The sequence below is a fragment of the Streptomyces sp. NPDC015130 genome, assembly GCF_043080005.1.
GTDB lineage: Bacteria > Actinomycetota > Actinomycetes > Streptomycetales > Streptomycetaceae > Streptomyces.
On sequence record NZ_JBIBVC010000017.1, the window covers coordinates 140,471 to 161,043 of the forward strand.

The window sequence follows — 20,573 nt, forward strand, 5'->3', positions numbered from 1 at the left end:
TCTACGGCTGGCCGAAGGCCACTTGGACGTTGCCGCGTCCCTCGACGCGGACGATCTTCTGGAGGAAGGTGCGGGTCGCGCTGTCGGCGCCGGAGGTCTCCAGCCGGACGACGACGACACCGCCGGCGCCGCCCCCTCCGCCCTGCCGCAGGAGCGGGGCGGGAGCGAGGCGCTGGCCGGTGAGCAGGCCGGCGGACGACGGCGGGGCCTGGACGAGGCCGTTCATGGTGCGGGCGACGGCGGGGCGCCCGTCCTCGATGCCCCGGACCAGGCCGGCGGGGATCCACTGGCCGAGCGTCGCCATGACCCGCGAGGGCGAGCGGATCCCGAGTGCCTTCTTGATCGCTGCCTGCATGCTCATGGCGATCTTGAGCATCTGCTTCTCGATCTGCTTCTGCTGCACCTCCAGGCCGTGCACGAGACCCTGCGCAGCCTGGATTCCCGCCCCGTACATCGCGTCGCCGGCGACGGTGCCCGCCTTGGTGGCGGCGTCGACGAGCTGCTTCTGCGTGGAGTTGATCTGGGCGATCTGCCCGGACGAGGCGGAGGCGAGCGCGGCGGCCGCGGCTCCGCCCTGCTCGACACCGGCCTGTGCGATCTGCGCGATGAGGTCCGCCCGCACGCCCTTCTTCTTCAGGATGGCGAGCTGCTCGGCGAACCGCTTGGCCTTGGCGAGCTGGGCATTGAGGGTGGCCCAGATCGAGGTGGCCGTGGTGCCGCCGGCCTCGGAGCCCTGCGTGATGTTCGCGGCGTCGAGGACGCCCTTCTTCACGTCGGCCGCGAGCGCGTTCCGCGCCTTGACCAAGTCGGCGAGCTTGGCATTGGCGGTCTTCAGCTTCGCGGCTACCTGCTCCTCGCGCTTGGCGAGCACGTTGAGCTGGGCGGTGGCACGGTTGAGGATGCCCATGGCCTTGTTGCGGGTGTCCTTCGACCTTTTCAGCAGAAGCGCGTTCTGTTCGTCGATCTTCTTGTTCTGCTGATCGATCTTCCGATTCTGCTCGTCGATCTCTTTGTTCTGCTGGTCGATTTCCTTGTTCTGTTCGCGGATTCGCTTCTTCTGTGACTTGGTGCCCTTGACTTCCTTGCGCTCCTTGCGCGCGATGCGCTTCTTCTTGGGCGTCAGGGTCACCGATGTCGCGTCGATGATGATGTCGGCCATCTTCTTCGCCGTCGACCGAATCTGCCCCAGGCCACCGGTCATGCCGACGACGAGGCCGCGCGCGATCCACTCGCCCTGTTTCGCGGTCACCTTGGACGGTGAGGCAATCCCGAGCGCCTTGGCGATCGGCCCGGGGATCACGGACTTGGCCCAGCCGATCAGCTTGCCCGCGATCCAGCCGCCCATCGACTGAACACCTGCGAGTAGGCCGCGCACGACATCCTTGCCCTTGTCGATGAGGAGGTCTTTCAGGTTTCCGATCGCGTTGCCGATTTTTCCGGGCAGGTCGCGGAGCCAGATGATGAGCTCGGCCATCTTTCGAATGGCCCACTCTTTGATCTTGCCGAAGAAGTCGGAAACCATTTTCGGCAGTCGGCCCAGCCACTCAATGGCGGCGATGACTTTCTTGACGGCGTCCTGGATTTTCTGCCAGACCCAGTCCCAGGCCTTTTTCGTGAAGTTCTTGATCTTGTCCCAGTTCAGGATGACCAGGGCGACGAGGCCGATGATGATGCCGATGACCCAGCCGACGGGGCCCATGGCGATGAGCCACTGGGCGGCCATGGTGGCGGCCCACACGACCGCCCGGGCGGCCATCACGGCGAACTGCGCGACGGCGGTCACTGCGGTCCGCACGACGGCGGCGAGCCAGGTGCCCATGGCGGCGAGTGCGGAGCCGAGCCATGCGGCGGACGTCGTCGCGGCGGAGACGACGGCGGCGCCGGCGATCTTCGCGTACATGCCGAGGCCGATGGCGTTCATCCGGATCCAGTTGCCCATGACGGTCCAGCACGAGGCGGAGATCAGGGTCTGGGCGGCCGTGACGACGGTGGCCCCCGCGGCGTAGACGGCCATGGCGGCCTTGACGGCGAGGACTGCGACGGCGAGGCCGGTGAAGGTGTACGCCAGCGGGACGACGACAGCCTGATGGGTCATTGCGAACTGGGCGACGGCGCCGCCGATCTGGCCGAGCTCGGCCATGGCACCGCGCTTGAACTTCTCCAGTGCGTGCGTGGCGTTGTTCCCCACGGTCGCGGTCATGCGGTCGGCGGCGCCACTCGCCTTGTCCATCCCGCCGGCGGCGGCCGCGGACGCGGGGTCGAGCGCGTACAGGGCGTCGCCCATGATGTTCGCGGGGTCGCCGAAGAGCGCGGCAGCCGCATTGAGCCGTACGGTTCGGTCCTCGGTACCGCGCAGCGCGTCCATGGTCATCTGGAAGGCCTGCGTCGCGCTGGTCCCGCCCTCGCGCATGAGCTTGGCCACGGTCTTGCTGCTGAGCCCGATGGACTTGTAGGCCGTGTCGACCGCGGTGCCACCCTTGAGGGCAGTCTCGCCGAAGATCCCGATCGCGTCGGCGACCTGGTCGGCGTCACGGGCGCCGGCCTGGAGCGCCTGGGAGAGCAGACCGGTGGCGGCCTTCCCGTCCACGCCGACCCGACGCCACTGAGTGGAGTACTCGTTGAGGGTCTCCAAATAGTCGCCGCTCTTGTCGGCGGCGCCCTGGAGGCCGACGGTGATGATGTCGAACGCCTCGTCGGCCGACTTGGCCAGGCCGGTGCGCATCAGCTGCCCGACGGCGGCGGTGGTCATGGCCAGGTCCTGATCGAACGTCTGAGCCAGGGCGAGTGCCTTCTTGGTGACGCCCTCAAGGCCGCCCTCGGCCTCGGAGACGTCCCCGATGTTCTTGTAGACGCCGCGGATCGCCTCGTTCACGGTGGTCGTCGAGTCGCCCCACGCGTCCTGGTAGACGTTCGCGGAGACCTTCGCGAGCTCGGCGGCCTCGGCCGGGCCGACGCCGAGCTGCCCCGCGAGCTTGTCGCCCGCGGCCTCGATGTCGAGCTCGGAGAGGACAGACGCCCCCAGGGCGGCGGCGAAGCCTGCTCCGATGCCGGCGGCGGCGGTGTTGAACCGCTCGCCCATCGCCGAGACTTCCCCACTGGCTCTGTCTCGGGCCACCAAGTTGAAGACGAGGGAGGTGTCCGACACGGAGTCACCTCCTTCGCATCTTCTCCTCGGCCTCGTCCATCGAGGCCTCGTACGAGTCGAGCCAGTCGAGGGCGGCGTCGGCCTGCTCGACGGTCATCAGGTCCCACTCCCAGGGGCGGATGTGCAGGAGGTGGGCGGCGTTTCCGGCCTGCCTCAGTCGGCGATCGGCAGACCCGCTTTTCCCTCTTCGCTCGTGTCGTCGAACGCGGTCTCGATCTCCGCGTCGAACTGGGCGAGGGCCGCGGCACGCTCCGCGCCGACGAGGTTCTCGGCGGCGCGGTCGCGCATCTCCTGCCACTCCTGCCGGGAGTACTCCAGCTTCAGCTCGTCCCAGAAGAACTCGACGTCCTCGAATTTGGTCTTGGGGTGATCGCGCCGCAGGAAGGTGTAGAGCAGGCACCGGCGGGCGAGGCTGTTGCCCTGGAGTACGTCGGTGGTGAACTCGGTGAAGTTCTTCCCGGTGAGCCGCTCGATCGTCTCCCGCTCGACGGTCATGAGACGACGGGGGTTGTAGCGCCAGCGGGTGGGCTCGGTCTGGCCCTCGGGGTGGTAGACGAGAAACACGGGGTGCTGCTCCTATCGGATGCGGTCGGCGAGGCGGCGGGCCATGTCTTCCATGGCTTTCTCGACGGCCTCTTTGGCGTTGGGCCCGATGCCTTCCATGGCGTGGTCGAACCAGTCGGTCTTGCCGTGCTGGGTGACCCATGAGTCGGCGCGGCCGTAGACGAGGTGGCGCCAGCCTCCGGCGCGGTTGGTGCGCTTGGGGGCGTTGGGGAAGTGGCGGATGTTCTTGGTCTTGAAGGCCTTGACGCGGGCGCCGGACCAGCGGCCGCCGAGCTTGACCTCGGGCCGGATCTTCCGGGCGATCGAGGAGCGCAGTCCCGGGGCGGTGCCGAGGCCGGCCGAGGACATGGCCATGATCTTGGACTTGGCCTCGGCGGCCGCGGGTGTGAGCGCGGCGCGCATGTTCTTCGCGAGGTCCTTGCGGAGCTCCTTGCCGTCGGCCTCCGCGCGGATGGCCCGGGTGAGGGCCTGGATCGCGTCGTGGGCGTCGACGCCCAGCTCAAACGGCAGGCCGTTCGAGGCCATCAGGCGGTGGCGCGGAGCACCGGGCCGGACGTCGGGAAGCTGGCGGACGAGGTGGCCTCGTCGCCGACTCCGCCCTCGATCGGCTTCCACTCCTTGATCAGCACGCTGCCGGTGTACTTGGGGTTCGACGTGCCGACGGCGGCGCTGGTGGGGCGGACCTCGAAGGGAACGACGGAGCCGAGCAGCGGCCACATGATGCTGTCGATGCGCGTGGCGGCGAAGTCCTGGAGGAACTCGACGCCCAGCTCACCGGACTTGAGGCCGCCGATGGCCTCCTTCCATCCGGCCGAGGCGTAGGTCGTGACGTCCTTCTCCTCCACCTCGATGGAGAGTTCGGCCTTGCGGGTGTACTCGGACAGGTCGACGCCGTTGAGGCTGACGTACTCGGACGTGAGGACCATCTTGGGCATGGGTGATCACCTGATTCCCAGAGAGACAGCGAACATGAAGGACGGGCTCGTGCCGGAGATGGCCCAGGCGACCCGGTAGTGCGTGTCGGTGATGGCCGACGCGTCGGTGCGGAGCGTCTGACCGCCGGCGGCTGTGGCGGCGCCGAAGGTCAGACGGGTGGTCGGCGTGGCCATGCCGACGGCGTCGTCGGACTCGATGGAGACCGTGAGCGACGGCGTGGTTCCGGCGGCGGACAGGACGTGCAGCGCGGCGTACAGGCGCTTCCCCGCGGCGACGGCCCCGAGGTCAAGCGCGGTGCCGGAGCCGGTGGCGGTGCGGGCGGTCCCCGGCGGGTGGGCGATCTGCCCGCGCACGAGCGGCCACGCGCTCTTGGCGGTGCCGGACCAGGGAGCGACGTCGCCGACGGCGCCGAGCAGCTTGTAGTCGGCGCGCAGGGCCTGGGTCAGGTAGGCGAGCGAGCCAACCTGCGCGCCGTCGGGGCAGACGGTCCAGGGGCCGACGCCGCCGAGCTGGGCCCAGGACGCGTCGTCGACGAGGCCGGGGTCCCCTGCCTCCCACTGCCCCTCCCCGGAGATCTCGGCCGACCCGAGGCCGCCGATGACTTCCTTGTAGCCACCGGAGGCGTAGTTGGTGACGTCCTTCTCCTCGACCTCGGCGGCGAGCTCGACCTTGTTGCTCGCGCTGGTGAGGTCGGCGCCGACGGCGAAGGCCCGGACGTTGGTCAGTACGAGGCTCACGAGGGGGCCCCCTTCCCGATGACGCGGATGATGAGTTCGGCGCCGACGTACTGCGTGCCCTGGTGCTCGTACCAGCGGTAGCCCTGGAGGCGGGTTACGCGGAGGTCGTCGGCCAGGCCGCCGAGGGCGTACTCGCCCGGGGCGCCGCGGGCGGCCTCGATGGCCTGCTTGAGGGAGCCGGGGCCGGAGCCGTCGAGGAGGCCGTCGAGGATCTCCTGCGCGGCGCGGTCGTCCGCCCGGCCGACGAGGACTCGGCACGTGAACTCCGCCTCGTCGAGGGCGCGGGCCATGGCCTTGTCGTACTCGACGCTGTACTCGCCGACGAAGAAATGCGGGTGCGTGACGGCATCGGGCACGTACCCCGTGCAGGTGAGCTTGGCGGTGCCCGCGGGCATGACGACCTGGCGGGCGGCGTCCGCGATCGCAGCGCGGACGGCGGACATGCGCATGCGGCCTCCTATCCGAAGCCGGGGACGATGAAGTGCTCGATGAGGGCCCACACGTCGGGGTCGCGGCGGGAGAGCCGGACGACGCCCCACTCGGCCGAACCGGTGACGCCCTCGGGGGAGTCCTTGCGGCGGTAGAGGCGGGCGGCCTGGATGAGTGCGGCCTGCTCGATCTCCTCGGGAACCGCTGGCCAGCCCCAGCGGGCGGTGGCCCGGACGCGGGCTGCACCGGTGCCCCAGCTCGCGGTGGTGAGTAGGGCGGTGACCGGGCGCTCGCGGGCGAGGGCGTTGTCGGGGCTGGTCTCGTAGTCGGTGAGCGTCGACCAGGCGCCAGCCGACCCGGTCTCGACGACGAGGCCAGTCAGGCTGCCGATGTCGTCGACGACCAGGCGCTCGCCGTCGTCTCCGCACACGGTGCGTCCGGCCGGGCGAAAGACGCGCGCGGTCGCGGTCTCGTCGAGGTAGAACCGGCGGCCGGTCGCCCGGTCGATCCCCCGGCACGCCGCCGTGAGCGCGGTGGTCAGCAGGTTGTCCCGGCTCGTGTCGTCGTCGGCGAGGTTGAGCATCTCGCGCAGATCGGCCAGGTCGGCGTACAGGGGGGCGGCCACGGAATCAGGCCTTGCGGCGGGAGCGCGGCCGGGTCTCGGCGCTGTCCGGGGCGGTGGCGGTCTCCTCGGCCGGCTCCTCCGGTGTGGCCTCGGGGTCGGTGCCCTCCGGCTCCTGCTCGCTCTCCCCTTCGTCCTCGCCGGTGGTGTCCGGCTCGGGCTCGTTCATGGCCTCGGCGGCGCCGTAGCGCATGAGCTGCTCGGCTTCGTCGTCGGGAAGGGTGATCTCGCCGCCCTTGTCGGGCCAGTCCTGGCCGTCCCGGGTCCCGCTGATCTTGATCTTCATGCGCACGCGCACGGTGCTGCTCCTCTCAGGTGGATGGGTCCGGGGCGGGCCCGCGCGGGGCCCGCCCCGGGAGGGGTCAGGCGGCGTTGCCGATGAAGTGCTTGATCGCACCGGTCGTGTCGACCTGGTCGCCGTCGCCGCGCAAGATCGCGCGGTACGTGATCAGGTCCGTGTTGAACGCGAAGTCGTCCGAGCGCTCGAAGCGCAGCGTCTCGACCTGCCGGACGAAGTACGTGGAGAAGTCGCCGAACAGGATGCTCTTGGCGCCGAGCGCGACGGCCGGGACGTTCGGGTCGGTGCGGACCGGCTTGCCGAGGATCGTGTCCGGGCTGCCAGCCTGGAGACCGGGCTGCCACAGGTACTGGCCGGTGGAGTCCTTCAGCTTGCGGATCGCGGCGACGGTGGCGTCCCGCATGAGCCAGCCGCACGAGGAGGACTGACGGTAGGGGGCGATGATCGAGTAGAAGAGGTCGATGAGGTCGTCGCCGGCGGGGGCGCCCGCGACCGAAGCGGCACCGGTCTTGCCGAGCGTCGAGGCGGTGAGGACGCCGTTCGGCTTGGACGAGCCGTCGCCGGTGACGAGGTGGGTGCCGAAGCCGTTGCCGAGCGCGCGGCCGGCCTGCATGGCGAGGTAGCCGAGGAGGTCGACGGCGGTGTCGTTGGCGAGCTCGTGGGAGACCTGGAGCAGGAAGCCGTACTTGTAGGCGTCGAGCGCCACCTGGCCGAACGTCGGCTCGTTGGCGGACAGGGTGCCGGCCTCGGCGACGATGCTCGCAGACGCGGAGTGTGCGGTCGTCTTCGGGATCTGCATCTGCTCGCCGGTCGCGGTGCGCAGGACCGTGGGCCCGGCGGCCAGGACGCCGGACGTCTCAATCATGTGCTGCACGAGCCGGTTGTAGAAGCTGATCGGCACTGTGTTCGCACCGGCGGCCGCGGTCAGCTTGGAGAGGGTGCGCTGGTCCAGCGGCAGGGCGGAGTCGGGGGCGATGTCGAGGGAGCGGCTGCCGGACGCGCCGGTGAGCCAGTCCCGGACGCGCTTGAGCTCCTGGTCGGCCGCGCTGCCCCGGGCCTCGGGGTTCGGCTCCTTCTCCAGGAGCTGGCGGAACGCCGCGTCGGCGTCCCGGGTGCGCTGCTCCGCTTCGAGCAGGGTCTTGACGCGCTCGTCGATCTGGCCGATCTCGGTGTTGATCCGCTGGTAGGTCTGCTCTTCCTCGGCCGTCAGGTCGCGGTTGTCGGCCTCGGCGGTGTCGAGCAGGGCCTTGGCCTGCTCCCAGGCGCTGTTGCGCCGGTCCTGGATCTGCTGGATGAAGCTGGGCACGGTGCCCTCCTTGGGCGTGACGACGGCGCCCGTGCGGCCGGCGGCCGGGGCGTCAGGTGTGGACGGTTGTCGAGGTGGGTGTCGCCCTGCCTCAGGGGGTGCGGCGCAGTTCGAGCTCGGCGCGCCGCCGCCGGATCGCGATGAGCGGGTGGGTGTCGCCCTGCCCGCTCGGCGCGAGGTCGATGGTGGTCGGGGGCTTGGCCCCCAGGAAGCGGCTCAGCTCGCCGGAGGCGGCGGCCGCGCGGACCTCGGCGAGGTCGGCGCCGGCCTTCTCGGCGAGCGAGCGCAGACCGGTCGAGGTGTCCATGTACGCGGGGGTGTTGACGGGGGCGACGTCGACGAGCGCGCCGGACAGCAGGGTGCGCAGGGGGAATCCGTCCTCGGTCTGGGACCAGTCGTCGGCGAAGGTGCGGAACGCGAACGAGCTGCGGCGGACGTCGCCGCGCTGGACGAGTTCGTAGACGTCCTCGCGGGAGGCAGGGACGGCGACGCTGTAGTCGAGGCCGGTGCCGTCGACGAGGAGTCGGAGCGTCTCGGCCTCGGTGGTGCCGAGGAGCCGGTTGTCGTCGTGGTTGTAGCGGGCCATCACGTCGGGCCAGCCGTCGCCCTCGCTCTTGGCGAAGAACGCTGGGTCGAGGCGCTCGACGAATCCTCCGAGGTTCTGGGACAGCCGGTTGAACTTCGCGGCGTAGCCGCCGATCTGGCGGCTCGGGCCGCCGTCGGCGCGGACCTCGACGAGGCCGCGGGTGAAGCGGCGCTCAGCGTCGCCCATGGTCATACCTCCTGGCTCGGGGTCCCGGCCGGAAGGGCGGGGAGCGGTCCGTACAGCTGGCCGGCGGGGCCCTTGATGGGGGCCTTGTTCTCGGTGGCGCGGATCTCGTCGCGGTTCTGCCAGCCGTCGCGGATGGCCATGCCGTGCGCGTTGTAGCGGTCCAGGAGCGAGGTGCGGATCATCGCGTCGACGTTGAACCGCACGTACTCCCGGCCGGGCATGAGACGGGAGAACACGTTCTCCAGACGGACCATCCACGGGCGAAGGGTCATCGCGGCCAGGTCGTTCGCTTCGGCCTCGACGTTCGCGTAGGTCATCGAGCCGCCGGAGTCGCCGCCGACCTTGGTCGGCGGGACGCCGTAGATCGCGGCGATCTGCGTGGCGTTGAGCCGCAGCGACTCGATGAACTGGGACTCCTCGGGGCTCACCGACAGGGCGGTGAAGTCCCAGTCGGAGCCGATGACGAGCGGCTTACGGGCCCGGATCCGCGCGGACAGCCGGTCGGAGATCTCCTCGGAGTCGGCCGGGGTGATGGTGCGCTGGGAGTTCTTCAGGACGGCGGGCGGGGTGCCGCCGTTGGCGAACCAGGACTGTCCGTACTGCGTGATGGTCAGGCCGAACCCGATGGTCTGGGCGAACGCGGCCACCGGGGACAGGCCGACGATGTGCCCGGGCAGGACGACCCAGGGGATGTGGACGATGTCGCCCGTGTCGACGTGCCGGCCGCGCCAGTAGTACACGGGCCGGATGGGGTTGGTCTCGTCGACCCACACGTCGTCGGGGTTGAGCCACTCGATCATGGTCGGGAAGCCGAGGGCGTCCCGTTGGGTGATCAGGCCGTAGGCGTTGCCGCGGAGCAGCATCGAGGTGAGGCACTTCGACAGCCACGTCACCAGGTCGCCCTGTGTGTCCGGGGCCCAGAACAACTGGGGCACGAAGTTCAGCGGCTCGCGGGTGGAGCCGTCCCGGCGGAAGAGCTGCAACGGCAGCGTGGCCACCGACTCCGAGATGATCCGCACGCACGCGAACACCGGGATCAAGGTCAGGGCCCGCTCGGCGGACATCGCCGACGACGACGGACCTCCAGCGGACCACGGGAGCGAGGTGATCGCCCGCCTCGTGACCTGGCCGAGCCGCCGGAACGGCGCGGCGAGCGCACGTGTCCAGCGCGGCATACCGCCACCTCCTCTCATCCGATGCTGTTGAGGACGTCGTAGTCGTCCAGGACGGCCGGCCCCTTGGCGAGCAGGGCCCAGCGGGCCTCGGTCACGGTGATGAGCGGGCCGACGTCGACGAGCGACGCCGTGCGGTCCAGGACCCAGGCGTCGCCGATCCGCCGGGTACGGCCGCCGTTGATGGCGGCCGTGAGCGGTGCCTGCTCGATGTGCCGGACGGTGTCCTGTCGCAGCGCGTCGGCGAGCTGGCCGCACGCTTCGGTCATGTCACCGCCGCGCAGGACGACGAGGTGCCCGCGGTGAGGCTGGTCCTTCTTCTCTGGCACGGTGATCCCTCCGGCGACGAGGTCGTCAACGAGCGACCCGGCCGGGGTGCCCGCACCGGAGATCGCCACGACCAGCGGCCGCCACAGGGCGGCGAGCCGGACGACGGCCGGGACTACCCAGGCCGTGCCCGCGCGGCGGTCGATGAGCTCCAGGTGCACGCGCCCGTCGGGCCGCTTGATCGCGATGCCGATGCTGGCGTGCTTGCGGTCCTGCGAGACGTCGACCGCGAGCGCGAGCTCGTCGGCCGGCGGCCGCGAAGTGACGTCCGCGAGCGCCGCCCACTCCGCCTTCGGGATGTTCGGGTCGTCCGGCGGCGTGCTCTTGCGCGTGCGGTTCAGGTACGCGCGGTCGAACTCGGCCGGGTCCAGCTTCTCCAGCTCGGCCCGGATCGTGTCCTCGGTGACGGTGAACCCGAGCGCGGGCAGCGTGGCGTACCAGGTCGCCGGGTCGTCCCGACGCAGGGTCTCGGGGGCGAACCACTCGAAGTACGCCGCGCGTGGCCGGGCGGCGGCGGGGTCCTCGGCGAGCGCTGCCCACATGGCCTCGATCAGCTCTCGGCCTTTGGCCCGCTTCTTGTTCAGCCACGCCGACCGCTCGGTGCCGCCCGCGCTCGCCCACCACAGCTGTGCCATGGCGCGCGTCAGCATCGCGGGCGAGAAGGCCTGCTCCAGGCGGTCGTCCTCGTGGGCGAAGGCCTCGTCGATGAACCCGAGGTCCAGCGGCGGGCCGTGGCCGGCCTTCTCCGTGTTGGCGGTGATGCCCATGCGGGAGCGGGTGGCGCCCCACAGGATCGCCTCGTTGCCGTTGGACTTGCGGATCCGGGCCCGCTTCGCGAGCGGCGAGGCGGAGATCTTCTCCCAGAACTCGTCCTCCCAGCGCTGCCGAGCCATGCCCCGCGTCTGGGCGGCGTAGATGATGTTCTGCCGCGGGAACGCGAGCGCCCGGTGTACCTGGGCGCCGAGGGTGAGCTCGGTTTTGCCCTGCTGGCGGGACACCGACAGGCCGACCTCGCGGTGCACGAACAGGCCGGTGTCCGGGTTCACTTCGAGGGCCACGTCGGTGACGTACTTCTGCCACGGCATCGGTGGCGCCCCGAGGGCCGCCATTACCTTCCACAGCTTCGGCCCCAGGCTGGGGAAAGCCGGGTTGCGAGGCGTACCCCAGCGCGGCGGGCAGGTCAGCCCGTACCGGTCGAGGAGGTCAGCAGCGAACTCCGGCGGCGGGGCCCAGGTCTCAGACGGATCCGAGGTCGCCGAGGTCGTCATCGTCGTCATCCACGGTCCGCCCCTCCAGCAGCGCGGCCACGGTCGCCCGCAGCTCGCGCGTCAGCTGAGGGAGAGTCCGGGCGTCGGCCACGCCGCGGACCAAGGAGCCGCACTCGTCGCACGGGACGGGTCGGCCGCCGTCGACGAGCTCGGCCAGCCTTACGGCGGTCGCGGCGAGGGTGGGTTCCATCCCCGTGAGGTCTCCGAGGACCTCGATGTCCTCGGCCAGGGCGGCGCTCACAGCGCCGAGCTCGTCGACGGCGGCCAGGCGTGCGGTCGGGCCTCGCACGCTGTCCGTCCCGGCCGGTGCCGGGGTGGCGGCAGGGTCCGGGGGGAGTAGAACGGCCATGGGGACGCCGAACGCAGCGGCGATGGCGACCAGGTCGTCCGCGTCGACCCGGCGGGTCGCGGCCTCGACGCGGGACAGGATCGGCTGGGACATCGGCCGGCCTTCGGCGGCCAGACGCGCGCCGAGCGCCTCCTGATCCCAGCCGCGGGCCTCCCGGAGCCGGGTCACAGCCTCGCCAACGTGCGCTCCCGCCGGGCCGATCTCCAGGGGCCGAGCAGCCATGGGGACCTCCCGACGTCTGGGGTCAGCAATCGCATACGGGCTGGTCAGGGCCGGGGGGAGAAAAATAAAAGCTGGGCGCGGGGCTGGGAAGAGGCCTCGCCCAAAAAATTTCGGGCCGTTCGCGGGCGGATCAGGGTCCCGCGTACCAGTCGCGGCTGGTGTTGAGCTGGGCGGCCTGGGCGAGGGGCTTATCGCTCTTCTCGCCGTTGCAGTTCCGGCCGCAGGTGGGGCAGCGGTTGACGCCGTGCGCGGGGGCCCAGTTGTCCTGGTCGCTGCGGTCGCCGCCTCGGGCTACGGGGATGCGGTGGTCGATGACGTCGGCCTGGGCATGGCCGCAGAGGTGGCAGACGTCGTTGGCAGCAAGGAATGCAGCGCGGGCCTTGCGGTACTCGTACGCGGTCAGGTCGTCGCGCTTGGCCATGGCTGCCCCCTGCCATGACGAAGGCCCGCACTGTGGCGGGCCTGTCGGTGTCCGGACATGGCGGACGTGGGGTCAGTGTTACACCTTGCTGGGGCGCGGATCAAGCGGCCTTGGTGGCGAGGCGCTGCTGAAGTTCGTGGAGGTCGACGAGGGCGCGGCCGGCGCGGTCGTGGCCGTGGTGGGTGAGGTGGCCTCGGCGGAGCCACTGGCGCAGGGTTCCTGGGCGGGTGCCGGTGGCTGCCGCCGCGGCGTGGGTATCGACGACGAGGGGTGTGTTCATGCGGACATGATGCGCCCCGCCGTACCGGGCGCTGTCCTAGTAGGGCGGGGCGGGGTCCGAGTCGCGGGCAGCCAGCCGCAGCGAATGGGGACTGACTGCCACGGTACGGGCGGCCACTGACAGTTGGGGCTATGTCAGCGTCCGAGGATGGGGCGGTTGGACTCCAGGTAGTACAGGGCCCGCTTCATGTCGTCGTCGGTCAGGTCGTGCAGGGCGAGGCCGGCCTTCATCTTCTCCGGGTTGTTCCCGGCGGCGAGGGTGATGACGGCGACGAGCTGGGCGAGCTGCTGATCGGTGAGGTCCACGGCGGGCTCTCCTACTTCTTCGGGGTGCCGGGGGTGGGCTTCGGTTCGGGCTTGACCCAGCCGCCGCGGGAGGAGCTGTAGACGGTCTCGTGGCCCTTGAGGCGGGGGTCGTCGGGGGCGGGCTTGGGTTGACGCAGGGCCATGTCAGGCCTCCTTCTGGGCGTGCCACACGACGCGAGAGCGGTGGGGGTTCGTTTCGTCGGCCATCACTGTGAACTGGGGTTTCTTGTCGTCAGCCCCTTCTGAGGGCGGTGGGGGAGCGGGGTTAGCTGTACGGGGCACGCGTCGCACGAACCACCACACAGCGCCCACCGTCGCGCCGACCGTGGCCAGGACACCGGCCTCTGAAGAGACGGCGAACACGGCCGCCAGGGGGATACCGCCGAGGAAGAGGAGCGCGCATCCGCCGGCGGCCCGGGAGGGGCTCTCCTGCTCCTCCTCGGGCGTCTCGTCGGCGGTCATGCGATGGCCCCGTAGACGGTGGCGCCGACGGCGTTGGCGGCCTGCGCGAGGGGTACAGCGGCGAATCCGGCGATGCCGGCCGAGGTGCCGAGGCAGATGCCGCACCAGGCGCCAGCCTTCAGCTCGCCGCCGCGGGCGGACTTCTTGATGGCGGCGACAAGGGCGACGGTGGCGAGGAGGACGATGGCGCCGCCGGTCTGGGTGAGCGGCAGATAGCTGGTGCCGCGGGAGGAGACGCCAGCGTTCCCTCCGACGCCCCAGACCAACGCGGCGTCCCCCAACCAGTTGGTGATCCACAGGGTGGTGTCGGCGAACCAGCCGATCAGGCCGCCGACGGTGAGGATGGCGAGGGCGCCGTAGCACCAGGCGGCAAGGAACGGGAGCAGCTTGCCGGCGTGCTGGAGGGGTGCGGCCTGGAGGGCCTTAAGCCCGGGCCACCACTGGACGAGGTGACGGATGAGGAGGGCGAGGCCGATCGTGACGCCGCCGAGAGTGGCCCAGATCATCGGTAGCCTCCACGGGCATCGGACTGCTTGCGAACACGGCGAACAGTGGCGGCGACGGACTGTTCGTTGGCATCGGGTCGGAGGGCGAGGACGGCCCGGATGGCGAGCGCGTTGTCGGGGGTGTTCGCGACTTGTTCGCGGGCGAGTTTGGTGATGCTCGGCTGTTCGCAATTCGTGTTCGTGCTGTTCATGGCGGGTTCGGGACGCGCCGAAGCTTCAGGGTGTTCGGCTGTTCGGTACGGCTCGGCCGGCTGCTCGCGAACAACCTCGGCCGTGATCGGGCCGATCGCGATCCGGCTGTTCCGCTCGATCGCTGCTCGCTTCTCCAGGCGCTCCATGCCGATCCGGAAGTCCTCGTCGTCGCGGACGAGGGTGACCCTGGCCTCGGCCTTGATGCGGGCGATCGTGGCTTCGGCCTCGCGGTCGAACTGGTCAAGCTGGGCGGCGTGCATCCGGGCCTTGTACTCGCTGTCGCGGATGACGTCGTTGATCTCGGCCTCCTGCTCGGCCGTGAGGGCGGCAGGGTCTTGCATGGCGAGGAGGGCGAACTGGGCGACGGTCTTGCCGACGAGGACGACGAACGGGCCTGCGATGGCCTGGCCGAGGTCGTGGGCGAGGACGCCGTGGAGGACGAGGAGGGCACCGACCATGAGGGCGATGACCCATCCGGCGACGGTGGCGTACCGGCCGCCGAGCCGCTTGTGTTCGGCCCACATGACGGTGATCCAGCCGAGGTCGCCGGCGAGGGCTACGGAGAGGCCGAACCAGCCGCTGTGGATGAGGTCGGTGATGGCGTAGCCGGACCAGATGAGGGAGAGGCCGGCGAGGGCGTAGGCGCCGTACAGGATGGGGGGCGCGCTGGGGCGGCGGAGGTTCATCGGGTGGCCTGCTTGTCGATGGTGGCGCGGATGGGGGCGGCGTCGGCGTAGTCCCGGGCGCAGGCGGCCGGGGTGGCGGGCTCGGCGAGGATCGCGTTGGGCTGCGGGGTGCGGTCGGGCTCGGCCGGGGGCTCGTAGGTGGGGGTGTTCATCACGCCGCCACCTCCTGGGCGATGAGGCGGACGCGGGCGGCGTACTCGGCGCGGGTGTCACCGGTGCGGATCGGCGGGAGGGTGGCGACGATGGCGCGTTCGGCGGCGTCGGCGGCGGGGGTGGGCCCGTGGGTGTGCTCGGCGACGACGAGGGCCTGTGCGAGCGCGAGGGGCTCCAGCATGGGCTTGTGGGCGTACTTCTCGTCGAGGCGGTCGGCGACCTGGTTGAGGAGGGTGTGGACGTCGGGGGTCTGGTCGGTACGCTCGGGCATGGCCTTCTCCTGGTGTCGTCAGGGGTGGGCTGGGCCCCGGCCATCTGGAGTGGCGACTCCCGGCCGGGGCCGTTGTGCGTTGTAGCTGGGCTACTTCCACGGAGCGTATGGGACCCATACACTCTTGGCAAGTAGCCCACCCGGATGGAGAGGTGCGGCTGTGAGCGAAGAGGAGGTGCGGCTGGTGTCGGAAGCCCTGGACGCCGTGGAGCGCATCGAGGATCGGGAGGAGCGCGTCCGGGCGATGAGCCAGACCATGGCCGCGCAGGTGGAGCGCAACAAGACGTGGCAGAAGGAGCGCCGCGCGCTGGTCCTGGAACTACGGGAGGCCGAGGTCTCGATCCGCCAGATCGCCGCGAGGGTAGGGACGTCGCCGAGCACCGTTCAGGACATCCTGCGCGGGTACAGCGGGTCCGGGACGCACCGGCCGCGCAAGGCCGCTGAGTAGCGCGAGGCCCCCGTCCGGATGCCGGCGGGGGCTTTCGCCTGTCCGGACCTGTCCGGATGCTGTCCGGGCCGTCCGGATCCAGGGTGGGCCCATGGATGAGGAGCAGGCGCAGCCGCACGTGGTGGTGAATCCGCCGGACGACGAGGGCGGGCGGACGGTCCGGATCGACGGCGAGATCTCGGGGCGCGCGTTCTCGCTGACGGACCTGGTGGAGTTCCTCCGGCGTGCCGGCTGGTTGGACGCCGAGCAGTGGCCGCCGATCGAGTGGCGCGGCGGCGGCCCCGAGGTGTGGACCCTGGAGCCGCCGGCGTCGCCGTGATCAGGCGGCCTGTGCCGTGTCGTGGTGGATGAGGTCGCGGAGGGCGGTCCACGTCGCGGGCGGGTAGGTGGTGGTGCACCACTGGCAGGTGACGAGCTGGCCGCCGGGGGCGAGGCGGAGGATGGCGCCGCAGAGGGTGCCGTCGGTGTGTTCGGCGGGGCAGGGGCCGAGTCGGGTGCCGCGGGGGCGTTCGCGGGCGCCAGTGATGCTGGCGATGTCGCTGTCGAGGTCCCGCATCTCGCGGCTGAGGTCGCCGGCCTCGGGCCAGCAGGTGCTGATCCAGTCGATGGAGTGGAGTAGCGCTGTGGAGGCGAGCGCCACGCGGTTGGGGATGCCGACGGCGGGGGCGGGCGGGGCCCATCGGCGGGCGGCGTGGAGGGCGGTGCGCCAGTCCTCCAGGATGCCGACGATGCCGCCGGGCCCGCGGAGGTTGAGTACGGGTTCGGAGACGGGCAGGGGGGCTTCGGCGCGGCCCGTGCGGCCGGCGCCGGGCTCGCGGGCCGTCGACGGGGCGAGGAACGCCTCCAGGGCGGTGTAGAGGCGCGGCATGCGCTGGAGCCGGTCGGCGAGGGCTCGGGTGCAGCCGGGGCAGAGGTAGCCGTGCTCGACGGGGGTCTCGCACATGCCGCAGTCAGTCATCGGGTCTCGTCCTCCTCGTCGGGGAGCGGGTGGCCGGCGGCGCGGAGCCGGTCGGCAAGGTCGTTGCAGTCGATGCCGCCGACGTCGTTGGACTCGACGACGTACTCGGCGACGATCCGGAGCACCTCGTCGCGCTGCCGTTCGGCGCGCGCGCGGAACTGGTGCGGCGTGGTGCCGGTGCGACGCTGGATGGTGACGGTGTACGAGTCGCGCGGGTCGGATCCGTGCCGCAGGTCCATGGAGACGGACGGGGCCGTCATCTCGGTCTCGACGTAGTTCTCGGCGCCGTACCCGTCGAGCACGCCCCGCATCGAGGCGACGAAGATCTTGAGGATCTCGGTGGCTTCGTCGAGCTCCAGGGTGACGACGCCGTCCTTGATCGTGAGGGAGCGCATCATCGTGCCGTCAGCAAGGATCTCGGCGGCGAGGTCGCCGAGGGCGTCGAGGGCGTGATCGGCCAGCTCGGATGCCGTGGCGGTCTCGGCGCCCGGCGCATTGGCGATGGCGGCCTCGATGGCGTCGCGTGCCTGCTTCCGGCGGGTAGCGCGCTGTTGCTCGGTCAGTTCGGTCATGCGTGTGGCTCCTGGTGGTGGGCCGGGCCGTGGTGTGCGGCCCGGCAGACGGCGAGGGTCAGGCGGCGAGCCGGGCGCGACCGGCGTCGGTGATGCGGACCGGTGCGGTGTCGTCCTCGTTGTCGGTCACCAGTCCGTCGGCCGTGAGCGGGAAAAAGGTCCGCTGGTTGACCGTGTAGTCGGTGCCGACAAGGCGATACCGACGCCGGGGCAGGAGCTCGAACTGGACGCCGGCACCGGCGTCGCGGCGGGCGATCTCGCGGAGGAGGCGCTGGGAGGCGGGCGGGAGGGTGGCCATGGGTGTTGCTCCTTCGGTGGGTAGGGTCGAGGTGCCCAGGCCGGCCCGCGCGCTTTCCTCGCGCGGGGCGGTCTGCGGCATGCTCAGAGGTGGCGGGCGATCGCGCTGCCGACGCCCTGGACGAGTGCCATGCGCATGTCCTCGGGCATGTCCGGGGCGAACGCGAAGTGGATGCGGGCGAACGGCTTGTCGTCGCCGTCGAGGGTGAGCTGGCCGTCGTAGGGCTGCAGGCCGTCGGCGCCGAGGTTCACGGCCCACTCGGACACGTCGGCCGCGCCGGCGATGAGGTCGTAGATGCTGCGCTGGCCGGCCTCGAAGGTCTCGTCCCTGAAGTCGTCCCAGTCCACCCCGCCGTCGGGGGTGACTTCCTGGCCCTGCATCTGCTCGCCGACGCTGACGAGGTCGGGGTCCCATGCGGACTGGGCGTGCTGGCGGGCGGCTTCGGCGCGGAGGTCGTCGTCGGTGTACGGGCGCTCGGGCATGGGGTTCTCCTGGGTGTGGTGGCGGTCAGCGGGCGGGTGTGATGGTCCAGCCGGACGAGGCGAGGTAGAGGGCGGCGCGTTCGGCGCGGGCGTGGTCGTCCTCGTGGAGGTTGGTGGCGTCTTGTTCGGCGGCCTCAAGCACGGCGAGTGCTGCGGCGGGGATGGCGAGCTGCCCGGGGACGGTGGCCGGGGGTGGGGTGTCGAGTTGGGCGCGGACGATGCTCAGGCGCCGGCCCGGGGTCATGCGGCGGCCTGCTGGTGGCCGGCGCGCTGTTCGGCCTCGGCGACGATGGCGAGCAGCTGGGCGCGGATGGGGCTGGTGTTGATGGCGCCGGACCATTCGCGCGGGGGGATACGCCCGTTCCACGGGTCCTGGCCGATCAACCGGAGCTGGTCGACGAGGTCGGTGTGCCGGTAGACGAGGCGCTTGCGGGCTGCGTTGGTGGCGGCTTCGTCGTTGCGGGTCTGGCGGAGGAACTTTCCGAGGTCGCCTTGTTGGCGGAGGGCGGCGATGTCGCGGACGTCGACGTCGGTCACTGGCCTGCCTCCTCGGCCATGCGGCGGAGCAGGTCGACGGCCTGGTACATGCCCTGGGGGGCGTAGTAGTCCTCCTCGGCCTCGGCAGCGGCTTCGACCGCGTTGGCAGCGTCGATGAGGGCGCGGACACGGGTGGCCTTCAGCGCGCGCTCGACGTTCGCGCGGTCACAGGTGGCGGGCTGGGTCACGGCTGCTCCTCGGTGGCGGGCTCGGTGATGGGGTTGAGCCGGTTGGTGGCGAGGTGTCGTCGGGCGTCGGTCTCGGCCTGCGTGGTGAGGCGGATGGGTTCGCCGGCGGCGGCCCTGCGGCGGGCGGGGTGGGGTTGGCGGGGCTTGCGGCGCCAGCTGCTCTTGCAGGGGCGGCCGATGGCCGCGTTGCAGTCGGGGCAGATGACGCCCAGCGGGCCCGTGGCGCGCCGTTCGACGGTCGGCCGGGGCTCGGGGGCGCCGTCGGCGTCTACGGCCTGCACGCTGCCGCTGAGGAGTTCGGCGACGGCGCGGTGCGGGGGGCCCTCGAGTACGGGCCGGGTGATGGCGTCCGCGGGTACGGCGCCGGAGGCGACGGCCTCGAGCTGGCCGCGGTACCGGGCCAGGTACTCGAGCGGTGTTTCGTCGGGGTTGCCCTCGTACACGAACGTCTCGAGCCGCGCGGACCGGAGTTGGCTGCGGAGGGTGCGGACGTGGTGGGGCAGGATCCACAGGCGCTGGTTGGAGTCTTTCGGCGGTGTCGAGTAGTAGGCGGCGACAGCGTCCCTGGCGTCCTGGTCGAGCGGAACGTCGTGGAGTGCGGCGGTCCAAGCTTGCGCGGCAACTTCGGAGGGCTGCCTGTTGTCGAAGGCGGCGCAGTGGCCGAGCAGGATGCTGGCTTCGGTGCGGTTCATGCGGAGTCCTCTGCTGCGAACTTGGCGGCGATGGCTCCCCAGCCAGCTACGCGGGCGTCGGTGCCGGTGAGGGTTTGGACGGGGGCGAGGGTGGGTGTGCCGGGTGCGACGGCGTCGGGGAGTTGGCGCCAGGCGGGGAGGAAGTAGCGGCCGGAGCGGGGTTGGACGCGGGCTCCTTGCCAGCTGCCTCGGGCTGAGGTGACGAGGGCGGGGATGCCGCAGCGCTTGATGAGGGCTTCGATGAGGAGCCACTCGTTGGCGGCGAGTTCCCAGCCGACGTGGAGGTCGTTGGCGGAGAGGGCTGCGACGAGGGGTTCGCAGTTGGTGGGGATGCGGGGCCGGTCGCCGATGTGTGTCAGAGAGGCGCCGGGGGGCTGTCCCTCTGTCTTACTAACGTCTTCCTTCTCCTTCTCTGAAGGAGAAGGAAGGACGGGACGGGACGGGGCAGCGTTACTAACGCCGTTACGAAACTCGTTGACCTGCGACGATGACTGGTTCTCGGCACCACTTCGGCTCGCGTTCGTGTCGCCGTCGTGTCGCCGTCGTGCATCCGTCGTGTCATCCGGGGCCGAATCCGGGGTGGGCGTAACGCCGTTACGGTCCCCGTTACGCTTCGCCTCGCGCTCGGCTTTCTTCCGGTCCCGCCACGCCTGCTGCCGAGCTGCGTTCGCCTCTCGCTCCGCCTGCACCTTCGCCCGGTCTGGGTTGTACTCGAGGTAGTCGTGGATGACCCATCCCACCTCTGCCCGGTCCCACAGGCCGGCGGCCTCAAGCTCGGCGGCAGCCGTCTTGTGCCCGCGGATCCGGGCGACGAGGGGAAGTTCCTTCTCGAGGATCCGGCCCTCGGTGAGGTTCTCGGAGGACCAGCAGAGAGCGGAGACGTACAGCCGGAAGGCCCGGTCGGACAGCAGCGCGACCTTGCGGTGCGACGGGAAGCGGTCGTCGAGACGGACCCACGGCATGTGCGGCTTCTTC

33 protein-coding genes are annotated in these 20,573 nt (G+C 70.9%); 2 read left to right on the forward strand and 31 right to left on the reverse strand.

Going from position 1 to position 20,573, the window contains the following annotated elements:
• Window position 1 precedes the first annotated feature (1 nt).
• The 22 genes from ACF08F_RS29770 to ACF08F_RS29875 all read right to left on the reverse strand — a co-directional run bounded on the left by ACF08F_RS29770 (window position 2) and on the right by ACF08F_RS29875 (window position 15,423).
• Window positions 2-3,145, reverse strand: a complete 3,144-nt coding sequence (locus tag ACF08F_RS29770) for a phage tail tape measure protein (RefSeq protein ID WP_392301608.1) — start codon at window positions 3,143-3,145, stop codon at window positions 2-4.
• A 153-nt stretch (window positions 3,146-3,298) separates the two neighbouring features.
• Window positions 3,299-3,709, reverse strand: a complete 411-nt coding sequence (locus ACF08F_RS29775; RefSeq protein WP_392301609.1) for a hypothetical protein — start codon at window positions 3,707-3,709, stop codon at window positions 3,299-3,301.
• Window positions 3,710-3,721: 12 nt separating this feature from the next.
• Window positions 3,722-4,234 (reverse strand): hypothetical protein, encoded by a 513-nt coding sequence (locus ACF08F_RS29780; protein WP_392301610.1) that lies wholly within the window; start codon window positions 4,232-4,234, stop codon window positions 3,722-3,724.
• The gene (locus ACF08F_RS29785) at window positions 4,234-4,644 is read right to left on the reverse strand and encodes a hypothetical protein (RefSeq protein ID WP_392301611.1); all 411 of its coding nucleotides are present in this window, start codon (window positions 4,642-4,644) and stop codon (window positions 4,234-4,236) included. The genes ACF08F_RS29780 and ACF08F_RS29785 overlap by 1 nt, the downstream gene beginning before the upstream one ends.
• A gap of 6 nt (window positions 4,645-4,650) precedes the next feature.
• On the reverse strand, window positions 4,651-5,382 hold the full coding sequence (locus ACF08F_RS29790) for a hypothetical protein (RefSeq protein WP_392301612.1): 732 nt from the start codon (window positions 5,380-5,382) through the stop codon (window positions 4,651-4,653).
• Window positions 5,379-5,831, reverse strand: coding sequence for a hypothetical protein (locus ACF08F_RS29795; RefSeq protein ID WP_392301613.1), 453 nt, complete (start codon window positions 5,829-5,831; stop codon window positions 5,379-5,381). Before ACF08F_RS29795 ends, ACF08F_RS29790 begins: the two co-directional genes overlap by 4 nt.
• A gap of 8 nt (window positions 5,832-5,839) precedes the next feature.
• Complete coding sequence (locus ACF08F_RS29800; protein WP_392301614.1) at window positions 5,840-6,436, reverse strand: phage gp6-like head-tail connector protein; 597 nt, start codon at window positions 6,434-6,436, stop codon at window positions 5,840-5,842.
• A gap of 4 nt (window positions 6,437-6,440) precedes the next feature.
• Window positions 6,441-6,731: a hypothetical protein gene (locus ACF08F_RS29805; protein WP_392301615.1), complete on the reverse strand. Its 291-nt coding sequence runs from the start codon at window positions 6,729-6,731 to the stop codon at window positions 6,441-6,443.
• 64 nt (window positions 6,732-6,795) lie between these two features.
• The gene (locus ACF08F_RS29810) at window positions 6,796-8,037 is read right to left on the reverse strand and encodes a phage major capsid protein (protein ID WP_392301616.1); all 1,242 of its coding nucleotides are present in this window, start codon (window positions 8,035-8,037) and stop codon (window positions 6,796-6,798) included.
• Between the two features lie 91 nt (window positions 8,038-8,128).
• Window positions 8,129-8,809 carry an HK97 family phage prohead protease gene (locus ACF08F_RS29815; RefSeq protein WP_392301617.1) on the reverse strand — a complete coding sequence of 227 codons (681 nt, stop codon included), beginning with the start codon at window positions 8,807-8,809 and terminating at the stop codon, window positions 8,129-8,131.
• Window positions 8,810-8,811: 2 nt separating this feature from the next.
• A complete protein-coding gene (locus ACF08F_RS29820) occupies window positions 8,812-9,984 on the reverse strand; it encodes a phage portal protein (RefSeq protein ID WP_392301618.1) in 1,173 nt (390 codons plus the stop codon).
• Between the two features lie 14 nt (window positions 9,985-9,998).
• A complete protein-coding gene (locus ACF08F_RS29825) occupies window positions 9,999-11,585 on the reverse strand; it encodes a terminase large subunit domain-containing protein (RefSeq protein WP_392301619.1) in 1,587 nt (528 codons plus the stop codon).
• Window positions 11,545-12,147 (reverse strand): helix-turn-helix domain-containing protein, encoded by a 603-nt coding sequence (locus tag ACF08F_RS29830; protein WP_392301620.1) that lies wholly within the window; start codon window positions 12,145-12,147, stop codon window positions 11,545-11,547. Before ACF08F_RS29830 ends, ACF08F_RS29825 begins: the two co-directional genes overlap by 41 nt.
• 130 nt (window positions 12,148-12,277) lie before the next feature.
• A complete protein-coding gene (locus ACF08F_RS29835; protein WP_392301621.1) occupies window positions 12,278-12,568 on the reverse strand; it encodes an HNH endonuclease in 291 nt (96 codons plus the stop codon).
• A 100-nt stretch (window positions 12,569-12,668) separates the two neighbouring features.
• The gene (locus ACF08F_RS29840) at window positions 12,669-12,848 is read right to left on the reverse strand and encodes a hypothetical protein (RefSeq protein ID WP_392301622.1); all 180 of its coding nucleotides are present in this window, start codon (window positions 12,846-12,848) and stop codon (window positions 12,669-12,671) included.
• A gap of 134 nt (window positions 12,849-12,982) precedes the next feature.
• On the reverse strand, window positions 12,983-13,153 hold the full coding sequence (locus ACF08F_RS29845) for a hypothetical protein (protein ID WP_392301623.1): 171 nt from the start codon (window positions 13,151-13,153) through the stop codon (window positions 12,983-12,985).
• An 11-nt stretch (window positions 13,154-13,164) separates the two neighbouring features.
• The gene (locus ACF08F_RS29850; RefSeq protein WP_392301624.1) at window positions 13,165-13,296 is read right to left on the reverse strand and encodes a hypothetical protein; all 132 of its coding nucleotides are present in this window, start codon (window positions 13,294-13,296) and stop codon (window positions 13,165-13,167) included.
• A gap of 1 nt (window position 13,297) precedes the next feature.
• Entirely contained in the window at window positions 13,298-13,615 is a 318-nt protein-coding gene (locus ACF08F_RS29855) for a hypothetical protein (RefSeq protein WP_392301625.1), read from the reverse strand.
• On the reverse strand, window positions 13,612-14,121 hold the full coding sequence (locus tag ACF08F_RS29860; protein WP_392301626.1) for a hypothetical protein: 510 nt from the start codon (window positions 14,119-14,121) through the stop codon (window positions 13,612-13,614). The genes ACF08F_RS29855 and ACF08F_RS29860 overlap by 4 nt, the downstream gene beginning before the upstream one ends.
• Complete coding sequence (locus ACF08F_RS29865) at window positions 14,118-14,999, reverse strand: hypothetical protein (RefSeq protein WP_392301627.1); 882 nt, start codon at window positions 14,997-14,999, stop codon at window positions 14,118-14,120. The genes ACF08F_RS29860 and ACF08F_RS29865 overlap by 4 nt, the downstream gene beginning before the upstream one ends.
• Window positions 14,996-15,151, reverse strand: coding sequence for a hypothetical protein (locus ACF08F_RS29870; protein WP_392301628.1), 156 nt, complete (start codon window positions 15,149-15,151; stop codon window positions 14,996-14,998). The genes ACF08F_RS29865 and ACF08F_RS29870 overlap by 4 nt, the downstream gene beginning before the upstream one ends.
• Window positions 15,151-15,423, reverse strand: a complete 273-nt coding sequence (locus ACF08F_RS29875; protein ID WP_392301629.1) for a hypothetical protein — start codon at window positions 15,421-15,423, stop codon at window positions 15,151-15,153. The genes ACF08F_RS29870 and ACF08F_RS29875 overlap by 1 nt, the downstream gene beginning before the upstream one ends.
• A gap of 160 nt (window positions 15,424-15,583) precedes the next feature.
• Here ACF08F_RS29875 and ACF08F_RS29880 point away from each other — a divergent pair, with 160 nt between their 5' ends.
• Both ACF08F_RS29880 and ACF08F_RS29885 read left to right on the forward strand, forming a co-directional pair.
• Window positions 15,584-15,871, forward strand: coding sequence for a helix-turn-helix domain-containing protein (locus tag ACF08F_RS29880; RefSeq protein ID WP_392301630.1), 288 nt, complete (start codon window positions 15,584-15,586; stop codon window positions 15,869-15,871).
• A 91-nt stretch (window positions 15,872-15,962) separates the two neighbouring features.
• On the forward strand, window positions 15,963-16,190 hold the full coding sequence (locus ACF08F_RS29885) for a hypothetical protein (RefSeq protein ID WP_392301631.1): 228 nt from the start codon (window positions 15,963-15,965) through the stop codon (window positions 16,188-16,190).
• Here the strand turns inward: ACF08F_RS29885 and ACF08F_RS29890 are convergent, their stop codons facing one another.
• From ACF08F_RS29890 to ACF08F_RS29930, 9 genes are all read right to left on the reverse strand, one after another.
• The gene (locus ACF08F_RS29890; RefSeq protein ID WP_392301632.1) at window positions 16,191-16,829 is read right to left on the reverse strand and encodes a hypothetical protein; all 639 of its coding nucleotides are present in this window, start codon (window positions 16,827-16,829) and stop codon (window positions 16,191-16,193) included. It abuts the gene before it with no gap.
• The gene (locus tag ACF08F_RS29895) at window positions 16,826-17,401 is read right to left on the reverse strand and encodes a hypothetical protein (RefSeq protein WP_392301633.1); all 576 of its coding nucleotides are present in this window, start codon (window positions 17,399-17,401) and stop codon (window positions 16,826-16,828) included. Before ACF08F_RS29895 ends, ACF08F_RS29890 begins: the two co-directional genes overlap by 4 nt.
• A 58-nt stretch (window positions 17,402-17,459) precedes the next feature.
• Entirely contained in the window at window positions 17,460-17,699 is a 240-nt protein-coding gene (locus tag ACF08F_RS29900) for a hypothetical protein (protein ID WP_392301634.1), read from the reverse strand.
• 83 nt (window positions 17,700-17,782) lie between these two features.
• Window positions 17,783-18,181, reverse strand: coding sequence for a hypothetical protein (locus ACF08F_RS29905; protein WP_392301635.1), 399 nt, complete (start codon window positions 18,179-18,181; stop codon window positions 17,783-17,785).
• A gap of 25 nt (window positions 18,182-18,206) precedes the next feature.
• Window positions 18,207-18,425: a hypothetical protein gene (locus tag ACF08F_RS29910; protein ID WP_392301636.1), complete on the reverse strand. Its 219-nt coding sequence runs from the start codon at window positions 18,423-18,425 to the stop codon at window positions 18,207-18,209.
• Window positions 18,422-18,718 (reverse strand): hypothetical protein, encoded by a 297-nt coding sequence (locus ACF08F_RS29915; RefSeq protein ID WP_392301637.1) that lies wholly within the window; start codon window positions 18,716-18,718, stop codon window positions 18,422-18,424. Before ACF08F_RS29915 ends, ACF08F_RS29910 begins: the two co-directional genes overlap by 4 nt.
• Complete coding sequence (locus ACF08F_RS29920; RefSeq protein ID WP_392301638.1) at window positions 18,715-18,906, reverse strand: hypothetical protein; 192 nt, start codon at window positions 18,904-18,906, stop codon at window positions 18,715-18,717. Before ACF08F_RS29920 ends, ACF08F_RS29915 begins: the two co-directional genes overlap by 4 nt.
• Window positions 18,903-19,598, reverse strand: a complete 696-nt coding sequence (locus tag ACF08F_RS29925) for a hypothetical protein (RefSeq protein WP_392301639.1) — start codon at window positions 19,596-19,598, stop codon at window positions 18,903-18,905. Before ACF08F_RS29925 ends, ACF08F_RS29920 begins: the two co-directional genes overlap by 4 nt.
• Window positions 19,595-20,560 carry a hypothetical protein gene (locus ACF08F_RS29930; RefSeq protein ID WP_392301640.1) on the reverse strand — a complete coding sequence of 322 codons (966 nt, stop codon included), beginning with the start codon at window positions 20,558-20,560 and terminating at the stop codon, window positions 19,595-19,597. The genes ACF08F_RS29925 and ACF08F_RS29930 overlap by 4 nt, the downstream gene beginning before the upstream one ends.
• Between the last annotated feature and the right edge of the window lie 13 nt (window positions 20,561-20,573).

Bases quoted from the DNA above. Each gene is read 5' to 3' on its own strand.
- ACF08F_RS29875 (WP_392301629.1), bottom strand. From the start codon at position 15,423: ATGCCCGAGCGTACCGACCAGACCCCCGACGTCCACACCCTCCTCAAC.
- ACF08F_RS29895 (WP_392301633.1), bottom strand. From the start codon at position 17,401: ATGACCGAACTGACCGAGCAACAGCGCGCTACCCGCCGGAAGCAGGCA.
- ACF08F_RS29870 (WP_392301628.1), bottom strand. From the start codon at position 15,151: ATGAACACCCCCACCTACGAGCCCCCGGCCGAGCCCGACCGCACCCCG.
- ACF08F_RS29855 (WP_392301625.1), bottom strand. From the start codon at position 13,615: ATGACCGCCGACGAGACGCCCGAGGAGGAGCAGGAGAGCCCCTCCCGG.
- ACF08F_RS29910 (WP_392301636.1), bottom strand. From the start codon at position 18,425: ATGACCCCGGGCCGGCGCCTGAGCATCGTCCGCGCCCAACTCGACACC.
- ACF08F_RS29860 (WP_392301626.1), bottom strand. From the start codon at position 14,121: ATGATCTGGGCCACTCTCGGCGGCGTCACGATCGGCCTCGCCCTCCTC.
- ACF08F_RS29905 (WP_392301635.1), bottom strand. From the start codon at position 18,181: ATGCCCGAGCGCCCGTACACCGACGACGACCTCCGCGCCGAAGCCGCC.
- ACF08F_RS29795 (WP_392301613.1), bottom strand. From the start codon at position 5,831: ATGCGCATGTCCGCCGTCCGCGCTGCGATCGCGGACGCCGCCCGCCAG.
- ACF08F_RS29930 (WP_392301640.1), bottom strand. From the start codon at position 20,560: ATGCCGTGGGTCCGTCTCGACGACCGCTTCCCGTCGCACCGCAAGGTC.
- ACF08F_RS29885 (WP_392301631.1), top strand. From the start codon at position 15,963: ATGGATGAGGAGCAGGCGCAGCCGCACGTGGTGGTGAATCCGCCGGAC.
- ACF08F_RS29830 (WP_392301620.1), bottom strand. From the start codon at position 12,147: ATGGCTGCTCGGCCCCTGGAGATCGGCCCGGCGGGAGCGCACGTTGGC.
- ACF08F_RS29840 (WP_392301622.1), bottom strand. From the start codon at position 12,848: ATGAACACACCCCTCGTCGTCGATACCCACGCCGCGGCGGCAGCCACC.
- ACF08F_RS29890 (WP_392301632.1), bottom strand. From the start codon at position 16,829: ATGACTGACTGCGGCATGTGCGAGACCCCCGTCGAGCACGGCTACCTC.
- ACF08F_RS29825 (WP_392301619.1), bottom strand. From the start codon at position 11,585: ATGACGACGATGACGACCTCGGCGACCTCGGATCCGTCTGAGACCTGG.
- ACF08F_RS29865 (WP_392301627.1), bottom strand. From the start codon at position 14,999: ATGAACCTCCGCCGCCCCAGCGCGCCCCCCATCCTGTACGGCGCCTAC.
- ACF08F_RS29925 (WP_392301639.1), bottom strand. From the start codon at position 19,598: ATGAACCGCACCGAAGCCAGCATCCTGCTCGGCCACTGCGCCGCCTTC.
- ACF08F_RS29835 (WP_392301621.1), bottom strand. From the start codon at position 12,568: ATGGCCAAGCGCGACGACCTGACCGCGTACGAGTACCGCAAGGCCCGC.
- ACF08F_RS29815 (WP_392301617.1), bottom strand. From the start codon at position 8,809: ATGGGCGACGCTGAGCGCCGCTTCACCCGCGGCCTCGTCGAGGTCCGC.
- ACF08F_RS29820 (WP_392301618.1), bottom strand. From the start codon at position 9,984: ATGCCGCGCTGGACACGTGCGCTCGCCGCGCCGTTCCGGCGGCTCGGC.
- ACF08F_RS29780 (WP_392301610.1), bottom strand. From the start codon at position 4,234: ATGGCCTCGAACGGCCTGCCGTTTGAGCTGGGCGTCGACGCCCACGAC.
- ACF08F_RS29850 (WP_392301624.1), bottom strand. From the start codon at position 13,296: ATGGCCCTGCGTCAACCCAAGCCCGCCCCCGACGACCCCCGCCTCAAG.
- ACF08F_RS29900 (WP_392301634.1), bottom strand. From the start codon at position 17,699: ATGGCCACCCTCCCGCCCGCCTCCCAGCGCCTCCTCCGCGAGATCGCC.
- ACF08F_RS29785 (WP_392301611.1), bottom strand. From the start codon at position 4,644: ATGCCCAAGATGGTCCTCACGTCCGAGTACGTCAGCCTCAACGGCGTC.